The sequence below is a fragment of the Synechococcus sp. PCC 7335 genome, from assembly GCF_000155595.1.
Taxonomy (GTDB): domain Bacteria; phylum Cyanobacteriota; class Cyanobacteriia; order Phormidesmidales; family Phormidesmidaceae; genus Phormidesmis.
Genome location: NZ_DS989904.1, coordinates 3,660,405 through 3,675,119, shown reverse-complemented (window position 1 = coordinate 3,675,119; position 14,715 = coordinate 3,660,405). Strand labels below are relative to the sequence as shown.

Sequence of the window (14,715 nt, the reverse complement as noted above, 5' to 3'; positions counted from 1 at the left end):
CGGTTTGTGTGACTAGGGTAGGGGTCCTCTCGAACTTTTCAACAACAGCATAGCCCCCGTTTCATTTGCCCCTATGCGTTTAGAACAGTTGCAGGCTTTCTTGGCGGTTGCCGATACGGGTAGCTTTCAAGCGGCCGCTCGTCAATGTAGTGTGACTCAATCGACAATCAGCCGCCAGGTGCGCTCTATTGAAGAAGATCTGGGCGTACCGCTATTTCATCGAGCGGGACAGGTCAAGCTGACGCTAGCGGGCGATAGCCTAAAGCCTAGGGCGATTCGTATCTGTAAGGAATGGACGCAGGCTCAGCAAGAAATCGAAGACCTTGTGAATGGTAAGCAGACTGAATTGTGTGTTTCAGGCATTCATTCTGTCTGTGCTTACCTGCTGCCGCCGATTGTGACTCAATTTTGTCAGAGCCATCCTAACGTACAGCTACGGATCACTGCACTAGGAAGCGATCGCGCGCTCAAAGTCCTCCGCGATGGCCTAGTCGACATCTCGATTGTCATGCATAATCCGCTACTAACAAGCAACCAAGAAATGGTTGTCACGCCGCTGTATGAAGAGCCTATAGAGCTATTGATGGCCGCTGGACATCCTTTGTCTGAACATGATGTCGTGCCCTGGTCTGAGATTGCTCGTTTTCCGCAAGTGGTGTTTAAAGATGGCTATGGTATGCAGCGCGTTGTGCAAAGTCAGTTTAGAGAGTACGGACAAGAACTCAAGGTTGCCTTAGAGCTTAATACCCTAGACGCGTTTCGTGGGGTCGTTCGTCAAGGGGAACTAATCGCACTTTTGCCACAGTCAGCGCTAACTGAAAGCCGTCACGATCCCGATTTGGTAGTCCGCCCGATTGGGGCACCCGCCCTATCGCGAAAAGTTGTCATGGTCACGACTCATGACCGGCTGATGATTCCACCCATACAACAATTTTGTGAGCTGGTTTCCCAGCAGGTAGCTAAGCGCTTCAGGGACATCGATAAGATGGCTACAGAGAGCGGCCCACACTCTGCTTCTTTGGATGCTGAGCAACCGGCGCTAACTAGCGTTAGGATGCCTGAAGGCAATCGCTTTCTTTCCAAGCTGCCTTCTTAGCCACCTTGCGGACCTTTCTGCCTATGAGCAACCGACTAACGGATGAACAGCATATTTTGTTTAGAGATCTGCTTAAGAAAGTAGGCAGTGGAACTCACACGTCGAAGTCTTTGAGCCGAGAAGAGGCAGCAGATGCGACTGAAATGATGTTGCAACAGGCCGCAACGCCTGCACAGATCGGAGCGTTCATGATTGCCCATCGAATTAAGCGCCCAACTCCTATTGAGCTAGCAGGTATGCTCGATAGCTATGACGCGCTTGGACCTAGGCTGAAGGCAATCGATAGTGTGTATCCAGTCACTGTCTTTTGTAATCCTTATGATGGGCGATCGCGCACCGCTCCAATCAATCCACTCACCGCTCTGATCTTAGTAGCCGCCGATGCGCCGGTTATTCTTCATGGCAGCGGCAGAATGCCTACCAAACACGGTCTACCTTTGATCGAGGTTTTCAATGCAATTGGCCTCGATTGGACAGCTTTATCTACCCTCGAACAGCTACAAACCGTTTTTGCTCAGACAGGATTAGGATTTGTCTATCAGCCTATTTTCTTTCCTTTAGCTGAAGCGTTAGTTGACTATCGCGAGCAAATTGGCAAAAGGCCAACGCTAGCGACTGTTGAAATTATGTGGTCACCTTATAGCGGTCGTCAAAATGTAGTCAGCGGCTACGTTCATCCACCGACTGAAGAAAGAACACAAGTTGCCTTTACTGAGCGAGGGATTAATCTTTTTACAACCGTAAAAGGACTAGAAGGCAGCTGTGATGTGGCTCGCGATCGCACGGCTATCATCAGTCTCAATCAGCTAGAAGCCGGAAAACTAAAAACTGAACGCCTTTTACTTCACCCAAAAGACTATGGCTTTGAGGGTAGCGACCCAGCTATCCCTTCCCTTGAAAGACTATGGCTAGACTATCAAGCCGCGATCGCCGGAAGAACGAATGAGATTAGCTGCTCTGCAATTTGGAACAGCGGCTTTTACCTCTGGCGAGCTAGCCGAGTAAGCAGCATAGAACAAGGGTTTGAGCTAGCAAGGTCAATGCTAGAAAGCGGAGCTGTAGAAGAGAAACTACAACAGATTAAGTTGGCCTTAGATACTCAAACCACTCAGGCGTGCTTGGTTGCGCTTTGAGTTCTTAAGGCGTTTCTAAGCTTCAATCGCGCTGGTCACTAATACCCATCAAATGAGCGCAATCATCAGTATTGACTACCTGATTTTCGGTGTTGGATAGCCGTTATGCCTTCGGCTGCCAGCACGTCTCCAGCATCGACAACTGCATAGACGATATGGTGATCGCCGCAGTCTATATGGCCTTGGACCGTACATTCTAGATACGATAACGCCCCATCTAAAATCAAACAGCCGTTATCGGCGACTCGGTGTTCGACCTGGCTAAAGTCACTGGTTGATTGCGAAACGCTTTGGCTGCTGGGCTGAAAATGCCGTCTGAGCGATCGCCCTTCCTTGAGAAGATTGAGTACAAATGGAGTATCTGGCTGACCTAGGTACTGGGCGGCATCGTTTGAAGCGATCGCCATCATAATACCGGGTGGGCTGAACGTAGCTTGTGATACCCAAGTTACCAGCAGACCGCTATGGTGATCGCCTTGGCGCGTAGTCAGCACGCTGATAGATCCGACAATTCGACCTACTGCCTGCTCGGTACGCCCAGCTTGCACTTCAGTGATAGCCTGTCGAGGGACTTGCTTTTTCTTCTGCTTTCTAAGCTGTTGGGCAAACTGAATGCCAGCTTCAGCGCAAGCCTGTAGCGTTTCCGGTTGAGGACTAAAGCGAACTCGAAGCGTCTCGAAGCCAAGCCGATAGTTATGGTCTCTTAGCTTTTGCTCAAGCATGTCAATGGCTTCTCCGCTCCAACCGTATGAGCCAAATACACCCGCGAGCTTAGTTTTAACCGCTGAGGATAGTACCGTCCCTAGCGCAGTTTGAATCTGCACAGGTGCATGTCCAGCTAGGGTCGGCGAACCAATGATAAAGCCATCGCTCGATTCGACAATGCGAGTGAGTTCTGCTTGTTCAACCGATTCACAGTTGATCAGTTCAACGGCAACATCAGAATGGATGAGGCCTTGAGCGATCGCGCTCGCTAGTGTGGCAGTATTGCCATAGGCCGAAGCGTAGAGCAGAGCTACCTTTAGAGTTTGTTGGCGTTGCTGGTGACACCAGAGCCGGTAGTCATCCTTTAATCGGCTAAGACTATAGCGTACTAGCGAGCCGTGCCCAGGCGCTAAGCACTTGAGTGTGAGCCGATCGATATGATCTAGAGCGGCCTCTACCTGTTTTGTTTGGGTGGCGTGAAGACAGTCAAAATAGTAGCGCCGATCGGCTTCTAGCGATCGCCACTGCTCATCGAATAGTGATTCATCACATATGTGAACGCCAAACAGTTTGTCACTAAAGAGTGTTTGGCTCAGTGGATCATAAGTACACAGTCCATCTGGCCACCGAGGCGTGGGAATCGTGAGAAGCTGCAGGCAGTGCCCCCGGCCCAAGTCTAAATTAAACAACGGTGGCAAGATAGGTTGGATTCGAACCTGCTTCCCATTGGCAACTCCGTTAGGAAACGCCGCTTCAATTGCTTGCGCAGCAGGACGAGAACAGATGATGACCGCTTCAGGCTGTTGCTCTAGCAGAGCCGCTAGCGTGACCATCCGGTTAGGATTGACGTGGCTAACGACAATATAATCGAGTGGCGTTTCTTCTAAATAAGGCTGAATGGCCTGAAGAAAGATAGACGTAAAAGATGCTCCAGGCGGATCGATCAAGGCTGTGCGATCACTTTGGATGAGATAGGCATTAGCGGTAGTACCCTGACGGCGGCTATACTCTACCTCGAATTTGAGTCTTTCCCAAGCACGCGATCTTAGAACAGTTGTCTCTGCCCCGATAGAAGCGATTTGCACATCATGTGCAGGCGATGGAGAAGATTCTGTTGCGAATGATTGAGCTGAAGACGCATGATCTAAGTGTGTTGTAGATGGTGGAGATTGAGCGATTGGTAACAGCATGAAAGTAATCCTTGGGTAGTAGAGCAATCCTGATAGAATGCTTCTGCGCAGTTAGCGGACAGTTAGCAGAAAAGACAGTCAAAAAAAGTTAGCGCATAGATATCCTTGGGGGAAGTCATCTGGTTGTGTGAAGGACTTGATCGCTCGCTAATTCCGAGAGTTTCTAGTCTTTCTGTTTTGGCAAATGGTTGGCTTTAGTCAGTGGTGGTGGGGTTCATGGTAAATGAACCACTAATAATCACTCGATAATCTTGCAACTGGTAATCTTGCAACTTAGTAGTGGTTGCCTGCTTTACGGTGATGAACTGCTGTGAGTCCTTCTCTTTTGGCAACTCGCCCGGCTTGTACGGTGGCATAGACAATCATGTGGTCGCTACATTCATATCGGCAGGTGATATCGCATTCTATATAAGCTAGGGCTTTTGCCAAAATAGGAGCGCCGTTTGTTGCTGGATAGGTTTCTATCCCCTCAAATCGATCTGCGCCTGGTGCAAACCGCTTGAGAAAGTGTTTCATCAGCGGTTGATAGTGGCCTTCTTCTAGAATATTGAGTACGAAGTGATCGCCACTTTGTAAGATGGATTCAATTGCTCGATCTTTGGCAACAGATATGGCAATCCCCAAAGGTTCAAAACTAGCCTGCATGACCCAAGATGCAAGTAAAGCACCAGAGACATCGCCCTTTTGGGCAGTCACAATGTAGAGACCGCCGCTGAGCCGTCCTAAGGCTCTGTTCAAATTGGAGTCAATTTGTTTGCTTCGTCTGATTGTTTTGTCTCTCGTTAGCTGATGGGCCAAATCAACGCCAGCTTCGCTACAGATTTGATCGGTCACTTCGTTGGGGATCTGCTTGATGACGATAGGGGTAAAGGCTTCTTTTAGGCCTATCGCCTGGAGTTGATTGCGCAGGGGATAGATAGGTTCATCACGGCCGCCGCCTGTCTCGAACAGACCAACAGATTGGTTTTGACTTACAGAAGTTAACAACGTGCTTAAAGCAGGATGCATGGCAACGCCTTGTTCTTGCTGAGGCGGCATACCTATCACGATACCATTGGCACTATTCGCTAAGGCTCGCACTTCATGAGCATCAGCAACAGACATTTCAACAAGCTCTACATCAACGCCCGCTTTGGTAATGCCCTCAGCGATCACTTTGACGATGCGATCGCTATGCCCATAGTCTTCCATATAGAACAGTGCAACAAATGTCTCAGCTTTAGCTTGATTCTCACTCCAACTACGATACTGTTCGACCCACGCTTCTCGATGGTGTTTTAGCAAAGGGCCATGTCCAGTCGCAATCAGATCAACAGGGAACTTAGCAATTCGCTTAAGCGCCATCAGCACCGAGCGAGCATTTGGACCCATGAGACAATCATAGTAATATTGAAAATCTTCCTGGAGTAGATGAGGCGACTCATCTAGAAGCATATCGTCGCAATAGTGCATTCCAAATACGTCGCAGGTGTAGAGCACACGAGTTAGTGAATCATAAGTGAAAATAGTATCCGGCCAATGCAAGTTTGGCGCAGATACAAACGACAGCTCATGCCCTTTTCCTAAATCTAATGTATGACCGCTCTTGACCACCAACGTATTGAAGGGCTGGTGAATCATGTTCGTCAGAAACTGAATGGCTACTTTAGAGCCTACAACAACAATGTGAGGTGCCCAAGCCAAGATATCTTCAATCAGGCCGCTGTGATCTGGCTCGGTATGATTCACAATTAGGTAGGTAAGTGCTTGCGGATCAACATTTCGGAGAATGTACTCCACATACTGCTGGCGAAACTTGCTATGGGAAGTGTCAACCAGTGCAGTCTTTTCACCACGAATAAGAAAAGAGTTGTAAGTCGTGCCGTTTTTGAGTTCAAACTCGATATCGAATCTGTTTCGATCCCAGTCAAGACAACGTAAGGCTGTTGTATCGGCAGCAATCTCAGCAGTCTGAAGCGTGAGGCGTGGACAAGACGGGACTGGATGCAATGTAAGCGAATCGGAGGTATCAAGACGAGAGGTATCAACTAATGCAACCATCAAACTTCTCTCCTACATACGGGATTACCGTTTAGTTATCGATGAACTTATCTTGTCGTAGGTTAAGAGATATGTAAAATTCCAATTGCATAATGCATTCATAACTTTAGCCTATGAGTTATCGTTAAAAGAATAAGCTTAGTTGATTGACTTAACTAGTTTCGCAGCTTTACCGTCATTTTCTTTGCAACCTTCTCTCAATTCTTTTTGAGCTGTTCCGATGCTTAACTAAGTCGTATCTGTTCAGGGGCAAAATTCCGAAGTGTGTCCTGATATGAGTGACTTGTTTTTACGATCTTCTCTCACTATGATTGAGCTGCGATCATCTTTTGAACATAGCTTTTGTAGAGTTGATTGGGACACACTCACCGGCTATAACCGTTACAGAGCAACAAACAACTTTATCCTTGCGCCATGCAACGAGCAAGAGAATGCTCATCTCGGCAAAGTAAACACGCATTCTTGCTTCGCTAAAACATCTGTCACAACAACAAAGAAGGCTTGCTATAACAACAGAAAAGGCCAAAATCCTCAAGGTGGGAGAATTCTAGCCTTGCGCTCTATATTATATGACAACTGATTGGAAGAGTATTCGAATGCAATTAAATAGTAAAACGCTGATTGTTTGAAATACATCCACTAGCAATCATAGCTTCGGCACTCAAGTGCCTCGGGATTTTCGGCGCAGTAGTCGTCAAAAGAAGCCTGACATGACGGGATAGGTAAACGTGATTTGGCAGTCTCTAGCTCCTCCACCGTCTCCCAAGCGATCGCTACTTCAGTACTATAGTAACCATGCATTTCAGTCAGACGGCGGGCGTGTTCTAAAGCGGCTTTCAGACGGTTCTCGAAAGTAGATACAGGGATGCGAGGCTGTAGTTCAACAGTTGGAAGCGTTGTTTGCGCAATAGCAACAGTGTTCATAGCAGTCACCTAGCTAAAAGATATACTCGAAACTATTGACAGTCTATACATAACAAAACTAGATGGCAATATCCAAAGCATATAAGTTTAGTCTATCTATCATTAGTTTTCCTTAACCGATAGTTTTCAATAAAGGTAGGTATACGGATAGACAAGATGATGAGCGGTTCATTCCAACTCAATTACTCGCCGATACTTGCTAGTCTTTTTTGATTTCTGGCACGATATCAGGACGTTCATTACCTTCCCATCCGGTGGGACGCTTGGAGTTGTACCACGCGACCGATCCAATTCCTACGGCTGCTATGAATCCAACAACACCTACAATGTTTAAAAACAAAGAATAAGGCACACCACCTGTAGCCTCAGCTACTCCTTCTTGCATCAGTAGATACATAGTCCGACTCCCGAATAACGAAAATTAGCAGTCTCTACCATACCAGTTCTGCCAACCTGTAGGCTGTCGCCTTGGATCTACAGGCAGTTTTTGAATGATTTCTGTCAGAATTTCGCCTGATTCGACTAGACGAGGACCTGGCCGATTGAAGTATTGATTGCCATCTGTTATGTATACGTCTTGAGATTTGACGGCCTTTAGCTGCTGCCAGTAAGCGTGCTTGGACATCTCCTCAGTGGCCTTGCGGGTTTGGAGAAGATCGTAGCCACAGGGCAAAACGATAATGATATCTGGGTTGGCGGCGAGAAGATCCTCCCAGCTTATCCAGTTGGAATGCTGGCCTGCTTTGCCAAGGCAGTCTGAACCGCCCGCTATGCCGACAAGTTCTGGAACCCAATTACCCGCAGCCATCAGCGGAGCAGTCCACTCGATACAAGCTACCGTCGGTAAGGTCTCTTCGAGTGAAGGCTCTAGTTTGATTGCAGACAAACGCTCTTTTAGCTGAGCGATAGTTTGCTCGGCGGCGGCTCTCCTTTCAGAGGAACTATTGAGTGCAGAAGCGACTCGTGTCATGTCTGTCCACAGGTCTGCAAGTCGTTCAGGCTGTAGCGAGACGATCTGAATTGGCGAACCTGCTTCCCTATTTTTTGATTCGACAAGTTCCATAACAGCTTGCTCTACATCGCTAAGGCTAACGGCACAGACTTCGCATTGGGCTTGGGTAATAATATGGGTGGGGCGCAGCTTCGCAAGAACTTCTGTTTTAACTCTGTAGACGCTGAGTGCTGAGCTGAGTAGATCAGTAACGCGCCGATGAATTTCGCCACTAGTCCCGACAGGATCGAATTTAGGTTCGGTGCAGACCGGCAGCGCTTGTACGCTAGAAGGATAATCACATTCATGCGATCGCCCAACCAAACAATCTTCGTAGCCTAGTGCCGCAACAATCTCTGTAGCGCTTGGGATCAAAGACACGATACGTAAATCAGTGCGGCTCATACTTGTCTTATTGTTTGTGTATTATCAACGTTTAGAAATGATACCGCTACCTAAGGTAGCTTTCTGGTGCTTCTTTATCGATATGAGTTGGTGCGTTCCACATCAGTTCACCTCTACTGACTAGAAGAATGAAGAATCCATTGCTTATGCCTATGTTTGCAGCGCTAGAAGTATTGCATTTGACAGCGGCAGTGCTTAGCTTCAGCATACTTCTAAACTTTGGTTCTCCAAACTTTTGTCCTATACATAGGCGACGTGCAAAACCTTCCTATTTGTGTCTGAGCCTGATGAATTCGTAAGGTAGACCTCAATTGCGTCAATGCTTTAGGGCGAGAGCTTGAACGCTTCAATCAACAGGGGCAAACGCGATGCAAAGTAGGTTACAGAACACAGACCAACTATCCAGTTCTCTAGCCGAGACGATGTTATAGGACTAGCGTGAAACGTTAGCGGTTTCGTCAGCAAACCAGCCTTTCTGCGATTGTTGGCGATCGCCTCGTAAAAGCGTGTCCCCACGTTCATTACAGGTTGCCATCTCAGAATAGGCGCTACCACTTGAAAGACGGGAGACAGGCTGCATATGTATGCGATCGCTTCAAACTTAAAGTGGCGCTTCTGCTGCCAGTCAACCACCACCCAAGAGTTGTAGCTTTCCATATCTGCGCAGATAGAAGGATCACTTTGCGCGGTGGCCAGTGGCGCACTAGGCAAAACCAAGAGCGTCCGCAGAACGTGAACAACCTTCTTGCAAAATCCGCAATCCGCATCGTAGTAGATTGATATTCCTTGCCGCGCTGGGTTGCTGACGTACTCCGCCAAAGCTTCCCAAAAGGAATAGGGAAGATAGATTGTCCAAAGGGCGATCGCCAACAGGTGCAATACTGTTGGCTGACCCAAGGCTAAGATCGCGATCACGTGGATACAAACGAACACCGCGACTAAGACAGAACGATGGGAGTTCAGACGCAGAGAAATCAGCACAAACAAAGGCGACAAAAGTCCTATAACCCAGAGTAGGCTACGGATGTTCCCAACTGCTCCAGGTTCTGTGGTCTCAACAAGTGTTGACCAAAACAGCGCTTTAGGTAGCCAATAGTTGAGGCTGTGCTGAACCATAAGCACGACCGTAGCACCAGAAACAATGGCGGGGGGCAGTAAAACTTTTGCTGTATTCATAGCGCTGTCGAGCGAATACGCCGCTCCCAACGGTAAGAAGCAGCTCCAGAACAAAATCGGCAACAGGACTCCACTAATCAACCCGAACTGCCCAACGCCCAGGAGAGTAGCTAGACCGCAGGCGAGAAAACAAAGAACCGACACCAGCCTAGTGCGGTAGCCCACTAGTAGCAGCAGCCCCAGAACGCTGACCAATAACGCTAAGAGACCGTTCAAAAAGGGCGAAGTTTGAAGTGCGATTATCGATGAGTCGGCGTCACTTTTCTCGGTGAATACTGCTAGAACAATCGTCAGCGCCATAATTCCTCTGAAAAGGGCTAGCGACTTAAGAGCAACACTGAAACGCTTGAGGAAATAACGCATAGCTGTAGTAATAAGACAGGAAGAGTGATATCTTCTATAGAAAACCGTAAGCAGCGTGGGTAACTTTTTCTATATCCTGCACTCTAAGCAGCATCGTAATTGAAGCGTAAGGTAAGTGCAAGGAAAAAACCCACCTCAAAAATGAGTCTATGGCAGTTTCGTTGTCACAGCCTTCATAACAGTCAAGTCATCGCATCACTTAGTTTTTGTAGGGTTTGATGCCTCTCAACGCGACCAACCCTCCTGCTTTGAAGAACATCGCCGAAGGCATTCCTTTCAGCTCAAATCGTTTGGCCACTGTCTGTCTTCTGCCCCCTCTCTACTACCTGCTGCACCTTCACTAGCGGCTCAGAAGCATAGCGCAGACCCGCTTCCCTACACTCTGTCTGTTTCAACTACAAAGGGTAGGTCCCTGCAGTAGCACAGCACCTACCCTTTGTAGGTCTTCGTCGCTTAGCGATCGCCTGCCGCTCTTCTCTAGCAGATCTCCCATCAGCTGACGGGTCACTAGAAAGCCAGTCTCGCGTTCACTCCTACCTTCGCACTTCGCTGCATACCGCTTATATTTCAAAAATTCCTTGTAGACCCGTGCGTTCTATCAAATCCACGTTAAAACGAAGTAGCTTTGAGCATAAAAGATGTAAAATTCCCGTAAAGTGACTGTCCAGATCTAAGTAATCCCTCGCAGATCATTTAAGTTCAAAGGCACAGCTGCTTCGATGCATATACGGAGCCTCACGACATTTCCTGAGTCACAGCTCTCCCTTTAATTGAACAGAGCAGATAAGCTGGTGCAGCGAGTCATAAAAAATGAAACGTTTACTCGATTAAATTCAAGCTGCAAATCCCGTGATATAAGAGAATCTTAGTGCTAACCTCTGTCGACCATAGCGTTTCATTGTTTTGTATTTACTGTAATAGCTTGAATAAAAGTAGTTTAGGAATTAGCGTGATCGCGTTTTGGCGAAGGATACGCTATCGAGTCGAGAGCTTTTGGTATAGGAATTCAGCCTCATGAAATTCAGGGACTCCCGCTATTTTTTCTTGTTCTCATCAGCCTTATGCGCATGCCTTTGGATAGCATACGAAAGATTGATAAATCAGACCGCTATATTTTCCATGGGCATCTTCTTCGCTTTTGGCTTTGGTCTGATTGGCTGGATTCTAGTAGATCCTCGGTTCTCTAAGCGTTTCGTTGGCGAAGCGTCGGCTGAGTCTCTAGCAATTATCAGGATTATTTCATGCATTAGTTTGCTCATCAACGTTCTGTGGATCATTGATATCCCTTCTACAGCATATCTTCCAGAGATGATGATTCAAAGAACGGGCATGATGCACTATTTGAACAGCATTCCTGGATTCACTGAAGCCACTAGGAATGTTGTATTTTTGACCGCATTAAAATGGATAACCGTCTTGCTCTCATGTATGGGAGTAGTGGGTTGGAAAACGCGCTATGTGATCCCGCTGTGTACAATCCTAAGCATTTTGATTGGCGGTATTAATCGCCAATATTTTTACTTCTACCATCAAGGGCTGCTGGTATCCTATATGTTGCTTATTCTTTCCTTCACGCCCTGTAGTGACGCATTATCGGTAGATCGACTAAACGAGATATCAGAAGGCAAACCCGCTTTAGATCCAGGGCGCACATCCGATACTTACGGTTGGTCTCGATACGCCTGCTGGTCTTTGGTAGCGGTGGCATATTTAGCTTCTGGCGCTAGCAAACTATGGATTAGCGGGCTGCTATGGCTAGACCCGGTCAACCTGAGAGGGATGATGTACGGCTGCACGCTGCAGAGATGTAATAACTTCGACTGGGACATATCTTTGAGATATGGACCTCACATGCACGATGCGCTATTTACACTCTTTGGCATAGTTGGCTCAATCGGAGAAATTGCCTTTGTGCTTGTGCTTTTCTCTAAAAGAGCGAGGCAGTTCCTGCCTTTGCTGATGGTAGGCTTACATTTAGGAATATTCGTGTTTCAAAATATCCTATTTGTCGAGTTTATTTTGTTTCAGCTCATCTTCTATGACTACACCGAGCTGAAACAATGGATGAAAGCTAGCTTTACTAGCAGCAAAGAAGCTGACCTTAAAAGGTCAACGAGTATGCAAGGAATGGCTACGTCCCCGTCGAGCTCAAGGTTGTTTGCGCAGCTACCACAGGCGCCAAGCGCTTCAACCAGGAAATCGCAAGATGGCGGCGTTCGGCTCAATTCTGAGCAGGTGGGCAGAACGAAACGAATAGATGACTCATTTGAAACGTTTGCTGTAGATGAACTGGCTCATCAGCAGAAATCTAGAAAGAATTCAACGAGCAATTTTCGATTTCCGCTGATAATAGCAACCTTAGCGATGATCACTGCAACTTGCTGGTACTACAGCATCAAACCTTACCCTTTAAGTTCGTTTCATCTGTTTTCCTACCGCGATCTGTCAGGGGTGGTCACATACGACAAAATCTATGCGGATGTCTCTTCTGGTAGCACCGCTAGAATCTATCCTGAGAAAATAATACCCGCTCAGTTTGTCGCTTCTTATAGAAGAATTACAAGTACCTGTTTCCCAGATAACCTAGACGATGCAGATAGTCTGGATTACTGCCGAGAGTACTTTCAGGCAGTAGGTTCTGTATATAATTCCAAAGCTCACGATGGTAGCCGAATCGAGAGAATCAAGGTTCAAAGGTGGAGGTGGGATTTCTTATCTAATCCTTTAGATGACGACTATGGTGAATATGTAAATAGCCGAAGTATCGAAATTCAATAACAACCTTCAACTTAGAGATCTTAATAGGTAAGACGTACACGCTTCCTTTGCTATTCAACGCTTACGTCTTTATCTTTGTTTTCTTTCAATAGGGTTGTTTTGCAAAAATGCATTCCATTGCGCCCATAGGTTAATAGCATCCTCAGAATCTTTGGCGTAGCGGCATAATTGAGAGGAGAGCGGTAGAGTTTTCTCTTCACGGTTACTTTTTGCAACAGAACCGTTTTTAATTCCATCGATTGGATGACAGTCTGATCCTCCCTTATGAAAATCAAGCGGCTATTGATTATTGGGCTAATTTTGGTAGGTATTTACGCTCGCTGTGCCAATTTGAGTGAGAAAGTTTATTCCGTTGACGAAGTTAGGGGCCTGATGCGAGCCTCTGGCTACGCAGAATCAGCGCTGGTTGAGACCCTCTACACCGGTGAAATTATTACTGCCAGTCGCCTACAGCAGTACCAAACGCCCAGCGTCGAAAGTTCTTTGGGCGATGCTCTTGGTGCCTTTACTAACAACCCTGAACATCCACCACTGTATTATCTGTTGATGCGGTTTTGTCTGCAGTTGTTTCAGGTGCCGGTCGCTGCTCGCTGGCTGGCCGTAGGGCTTGGTTTGCTAGTATTGCCGGCTATCTACTGGCTGTGTTTGGAGCTGTTCGGGTCAGCTGCGGTGGGCTGGAGCGCGATCGCCATAGTTGCCGTTTCGCCGTTTCATGTGCTCATAGCTCAAGAGGCGCGTCAGTATACGCTTTGGGCACTACTCGCAGTGATTTCAAGCGCACTTTTGCTGCGATCGCTGCGGCAAAATCGTTGGGGACAGTGGTTAGCCTACGGCGCGGTAGGAGCTCTGGGCATGTATTCCCACTTGTTTTTTCTCTGGGTGCTGCTGACACACGGACTCTACGTATTACTCGTCGAGCACCGCCTGACTCAAAGGTTCCTGCGCTATTTAACGGTATCGGTCGGAATCGGCATTGCCTTTTTGCCTTGGGTATGGGTGGTAGCTACGCGGCTCTCTCGACTGGAGGAAACAACTCGCTGGGCCAGCAGCTACCAAACCAACTTACTTAGTCGCGCTGAGTCTTGGCTGCACAACCTGGGCATTGGCTTTGTCGATTTTGACTGGCCAGGTAGTTTCATTGATCCGCTCTCTTATCTACTGCTAGCAGGTGTTGCTTATAGTACTTACCAGCTATGCCGTCACACGCCCAGGCGAGTATGGCTGTTTGTGGTGCTCATGATGGCTGTAAGTAGCCTGGCGCAGGTTGTCCCCGATGTTCTCAATGGCGGTAGGCGATCAATGCTGCCACGCTATTCACTGACAGCGTATTTGGGTATAGAGCTAGCGGTAGCCTATGCGATCGCTCAAGTCTTTGGTTCTCGAAAGAGTGAAGGGTACAGATTTACCGGGTCGGCAATTCGCGTTAGAAAAAGCTACACAGACTGGCTTCTGTTGCGAAAAGCCAGTGCCATCCTACTGCTGCTAGGCGGTGTCCTTTCAAGCTTGCTAATCACACAGTCCCTTGGTTGGAGAAAGGGCGTCGCCGCCGCCGCAAATTTAGACATTGCGACCCAAATCAATCAGGTCGATCAAGTCGTTGTCACCGACGTTAAGTACTTTTATGTGCTGTCCTTAAGCTACCTGGTTTCTCCCGATACTCGCTTCATCGCGATCAACCATGAGCCGCCATCATCCAACTATGCGACAATGCTAAATCAGATTGAGCCAGGCGGTAGCTTTTTTGTCTATTCACCTTCCGAAGCGCTGGTAGAATTTATGCAGACAGCAGAAAATTTGAAGATCGATCTAACCGCTGACCAAGCCAACACAAATCTCCGAGGCCAGCTCTTTCGAGCCCAGTACTTACCAAGTACCTCCAGTCTCGTGCGGTAGTTCTCTAACCAAGCTATTTGA

At 47.6% G+C, this 14,715-nt stretch carries 11 protein-coding genes; 4 read left to right on the top strand and 7 right to left on the bottom strand.

Annotated elements, in window-relative coordinates; all coding sequences use genetic code 11:
* Positions 1–73: 73 nt before the first annotated feature.
* Both S7335_RS15515 and S7335_RS15510 read left to right on the top strand, forming a co-directional pair.
* Entirely contained in the window at positions 74–1,096 is a 1,023-nt protein-coding gene (locus tag S7335_RS15515) for a LysR family transcriptional regulator (RefSeq protein WP_006457205.1), read from the top strand.
* Positions 1,097–1,119: 23 nt separating this feature from the next.
* Positions 1,120–2,229, top strand: coding sequence for an anthranilate phosphoribosyltransferase family protein (locus tag S7335_RS15510; RefSeq protein WP_006455516.1), 1,110 nt, complete (start codon positions 1,120–1,122; stop codon positions 2,227–2,229).
* Between the two features lie 65 nt (positions 2,230–2,294).
* Here the strand turns inward: S7335_RS15510 and S7335_RS15505 are convergent, their stop codons facing one another.
* The 7 genes from S7335_RS15505 to S7335_RS27895 all read right to left on the bottom strand — a co-directional run bounded on the left by S7335_RS15505 (position 2,295) and on the right by S7335_RS27895 (position 10,594).
* Positions 2,295–4,124: a diflavin flavoprotein gene (locus tag S7335_RS15505; protein WP_006453573.1), complete on the bottom strand. Its 1,830-nt coding sequence runs from the start codon at positions 4,122–4,124 to the stop codon at positions 2,295–2,297.
* 273 nt (positions 4,125–4,397) lie between these two features.
* Complete coding sequence (locus S7335_RS15500; protein ID WP_006456929.1) at positions 4,398–6,164, bottom strand: diflavin flavoprotein; 1,767 nt, start codon at positions 6,162–6,164, stop codon at positions 4,398–4,400.
* A 639-nt stretch (positions 6,165–6,803) separates the two neighbouring features.
* Positions 6,804–7,088 (bottom strand): Calvin cycle protein CP12, encoded by a 285-nt coding sequence (locus tag S7335_RS15495; RefSeq protein ID WP_006456620.1) that lies wholly within the window; start codon positions 7,086–7,088, stop codon positions 6,804–6,806.
* A 199-nt stretch (positions 7,089–7,287) separates the two neighbouring features.
* Positions 7,288–7,485 carry a photosystem II assembly protein Psb35 gene (gene psb35, locus S7335_RS15490; RefSeq protein ID WP_006454685.1) on the bottom strand — a complete coding sequence of 66 codons (198 nt, stop codon included), beginning with the start codon at positions 7,483–7,485 and terminating at the stop codon, positions 7,288–7,290.
* Positions 7,486–7,509: 24 nt separating this feature from the next.
* Positions 7,510–8,484: a cobalamin-binding protein gene (locus tag S7335_RS15485; protein ID WP_006454344.1), complete on the bottom strand. Its 975-nt coding sequence runs from the start codon at positions 8,482–8,484 to the stop codon at positions 7,510–7,512.
* Between the two features lie 324 nt (positions 8,485–8,808).
* On the bottom strand, positions 8,809–9,960 hold the full coding sequence (locus tag S7335_RS15480; RefSeq protein ID WP_006456885.1) for a DCC1-like thiol-disulfide oxidoreductase family protein: 1,152 nt from the start codon (positions 9,958–9,960) through the stop codon (positions 8,809–8,811).
* Positions 9,961–10,414: 454 nt separating this feature from the next.
* Positions 10,415–10,594 carry a hypothetical protein gene (locus tag S7335_RS27895; protein ID WP_157620282.1) on the bottom strand — a complete coding sequence of 60 codons (180 nt, stop codon included), beginning with the start codon at positions 10,592–10,594 and terminating at the stop codon, positions 10,415–10,417.
* 548 nt (positions 10,595–11,142) lie between these two features.
* Between S7335_RS27895 and S7335_RS15475 the strand changes: the two genes are divergently transcribed.
* Together S7335_RS15475 and S7335_RS15465 are read left to right on the top strand one after the other, a co-directional pair.
* Positions 11,143–12,801, top strand: a complete 1,659-nt coding sequence (locus S7335_RS15475) for a hypothetical protein (protein WP_038016348.1) — start codon at positions 11,143–11,145, stop codon at positions 12,799–12,801.
* A 264-nt stretch (positions 12,802–13,065) separates the two neighbouring features.
* On the top strand, positions 13,066–14,694 hold the full coding sequence (locus tag S7335_RS15465; protein ID WP_006454044.1) for a glycosyltransferase family 39 protein: 1,629 nt from the start codon (positions 13,066–13,068) through the stop codon (positions 14,692–14,694).
* Positions 14,695–14,715: the final 21 nt, after the last annotated feature.

What these genes read in the sequence shown, in the direction of transcription:
- S7335_RS15475 (WP_038016348.1), top strand. Translation starts at nt 11,143, where the DNA reads ATGGGCATCTTCTTCGCTTTTGGCTTTGGTCTGATTGGCTGGATTCTA.
- S7335_RS15495 (WP_006456620.1), bottom strand. Translation starts at nt 7,088, where the DNA reads ATGAACACTGTTGCTATTGCGCAAACAACGCTTCCAACTGTTGAACTA.
- S7335_RS15505 (WP_006453573.1), bottom strand. Translation starts at nt 4,124, where the DNA reads ATGCTGTTACCAATCGCTCAATCTCCACCATCTACAACACACTTAGAT.
- S7335_RS15500 (WP_006456929.1), bottom strand. Translation starts at nt 6,164, where the DNA reads ATGGTTGCATTAGTTGATACCTCTCGTCTTGATACCTCCGATTCGCTT.
- psb35 (WP_006454685.1), bottom strand. Translation starts at nt 7,485, where the DNA reads ATGTATCTACTGATGCAAGAAGGAGTAGCTGAGGCTACAGGTGGTGTG.
- S7335_RS15510 (WP_006455516.1), top strand. Translation starts at nt 1,120, where the DNA reads ATGAGCAACCGACTAACGGATGAACAGCATATTTTGTTTAGAGATCTG.
- S7335_RS15485 (WP_006454344.1), bottom strand. Translation starts at nt 8,484, where the DNA reads ATGAGCCGCACTGATTTACGTATCGTGTCTTTGATCCCAAGCGCTACA.
- S7335_RS15515 (WP_006457205.1), top strand. Translation starts at nt 74, where the DNA reads ATGCGTTTAGAACAGTTGCAGGCTTTCTTGGCGGTTGCCGATACGGGT.
- S7335_RS15465 (WP_006454044.1), top strand. Translation starts at nt 13,066, where the DNA reads ATGAAAATCAAGCGGCTATTGATTATTGGGCTAATTTTGGTAGGTATT.
- S7335_RS15480 (WP_006456885.1), bottom strand. Translation starts at nt 9,960, where the DNA reads ATGGCGCTGACGATTGTTCTAGCAGTATTCACCGAGAAAAGTGACGCC.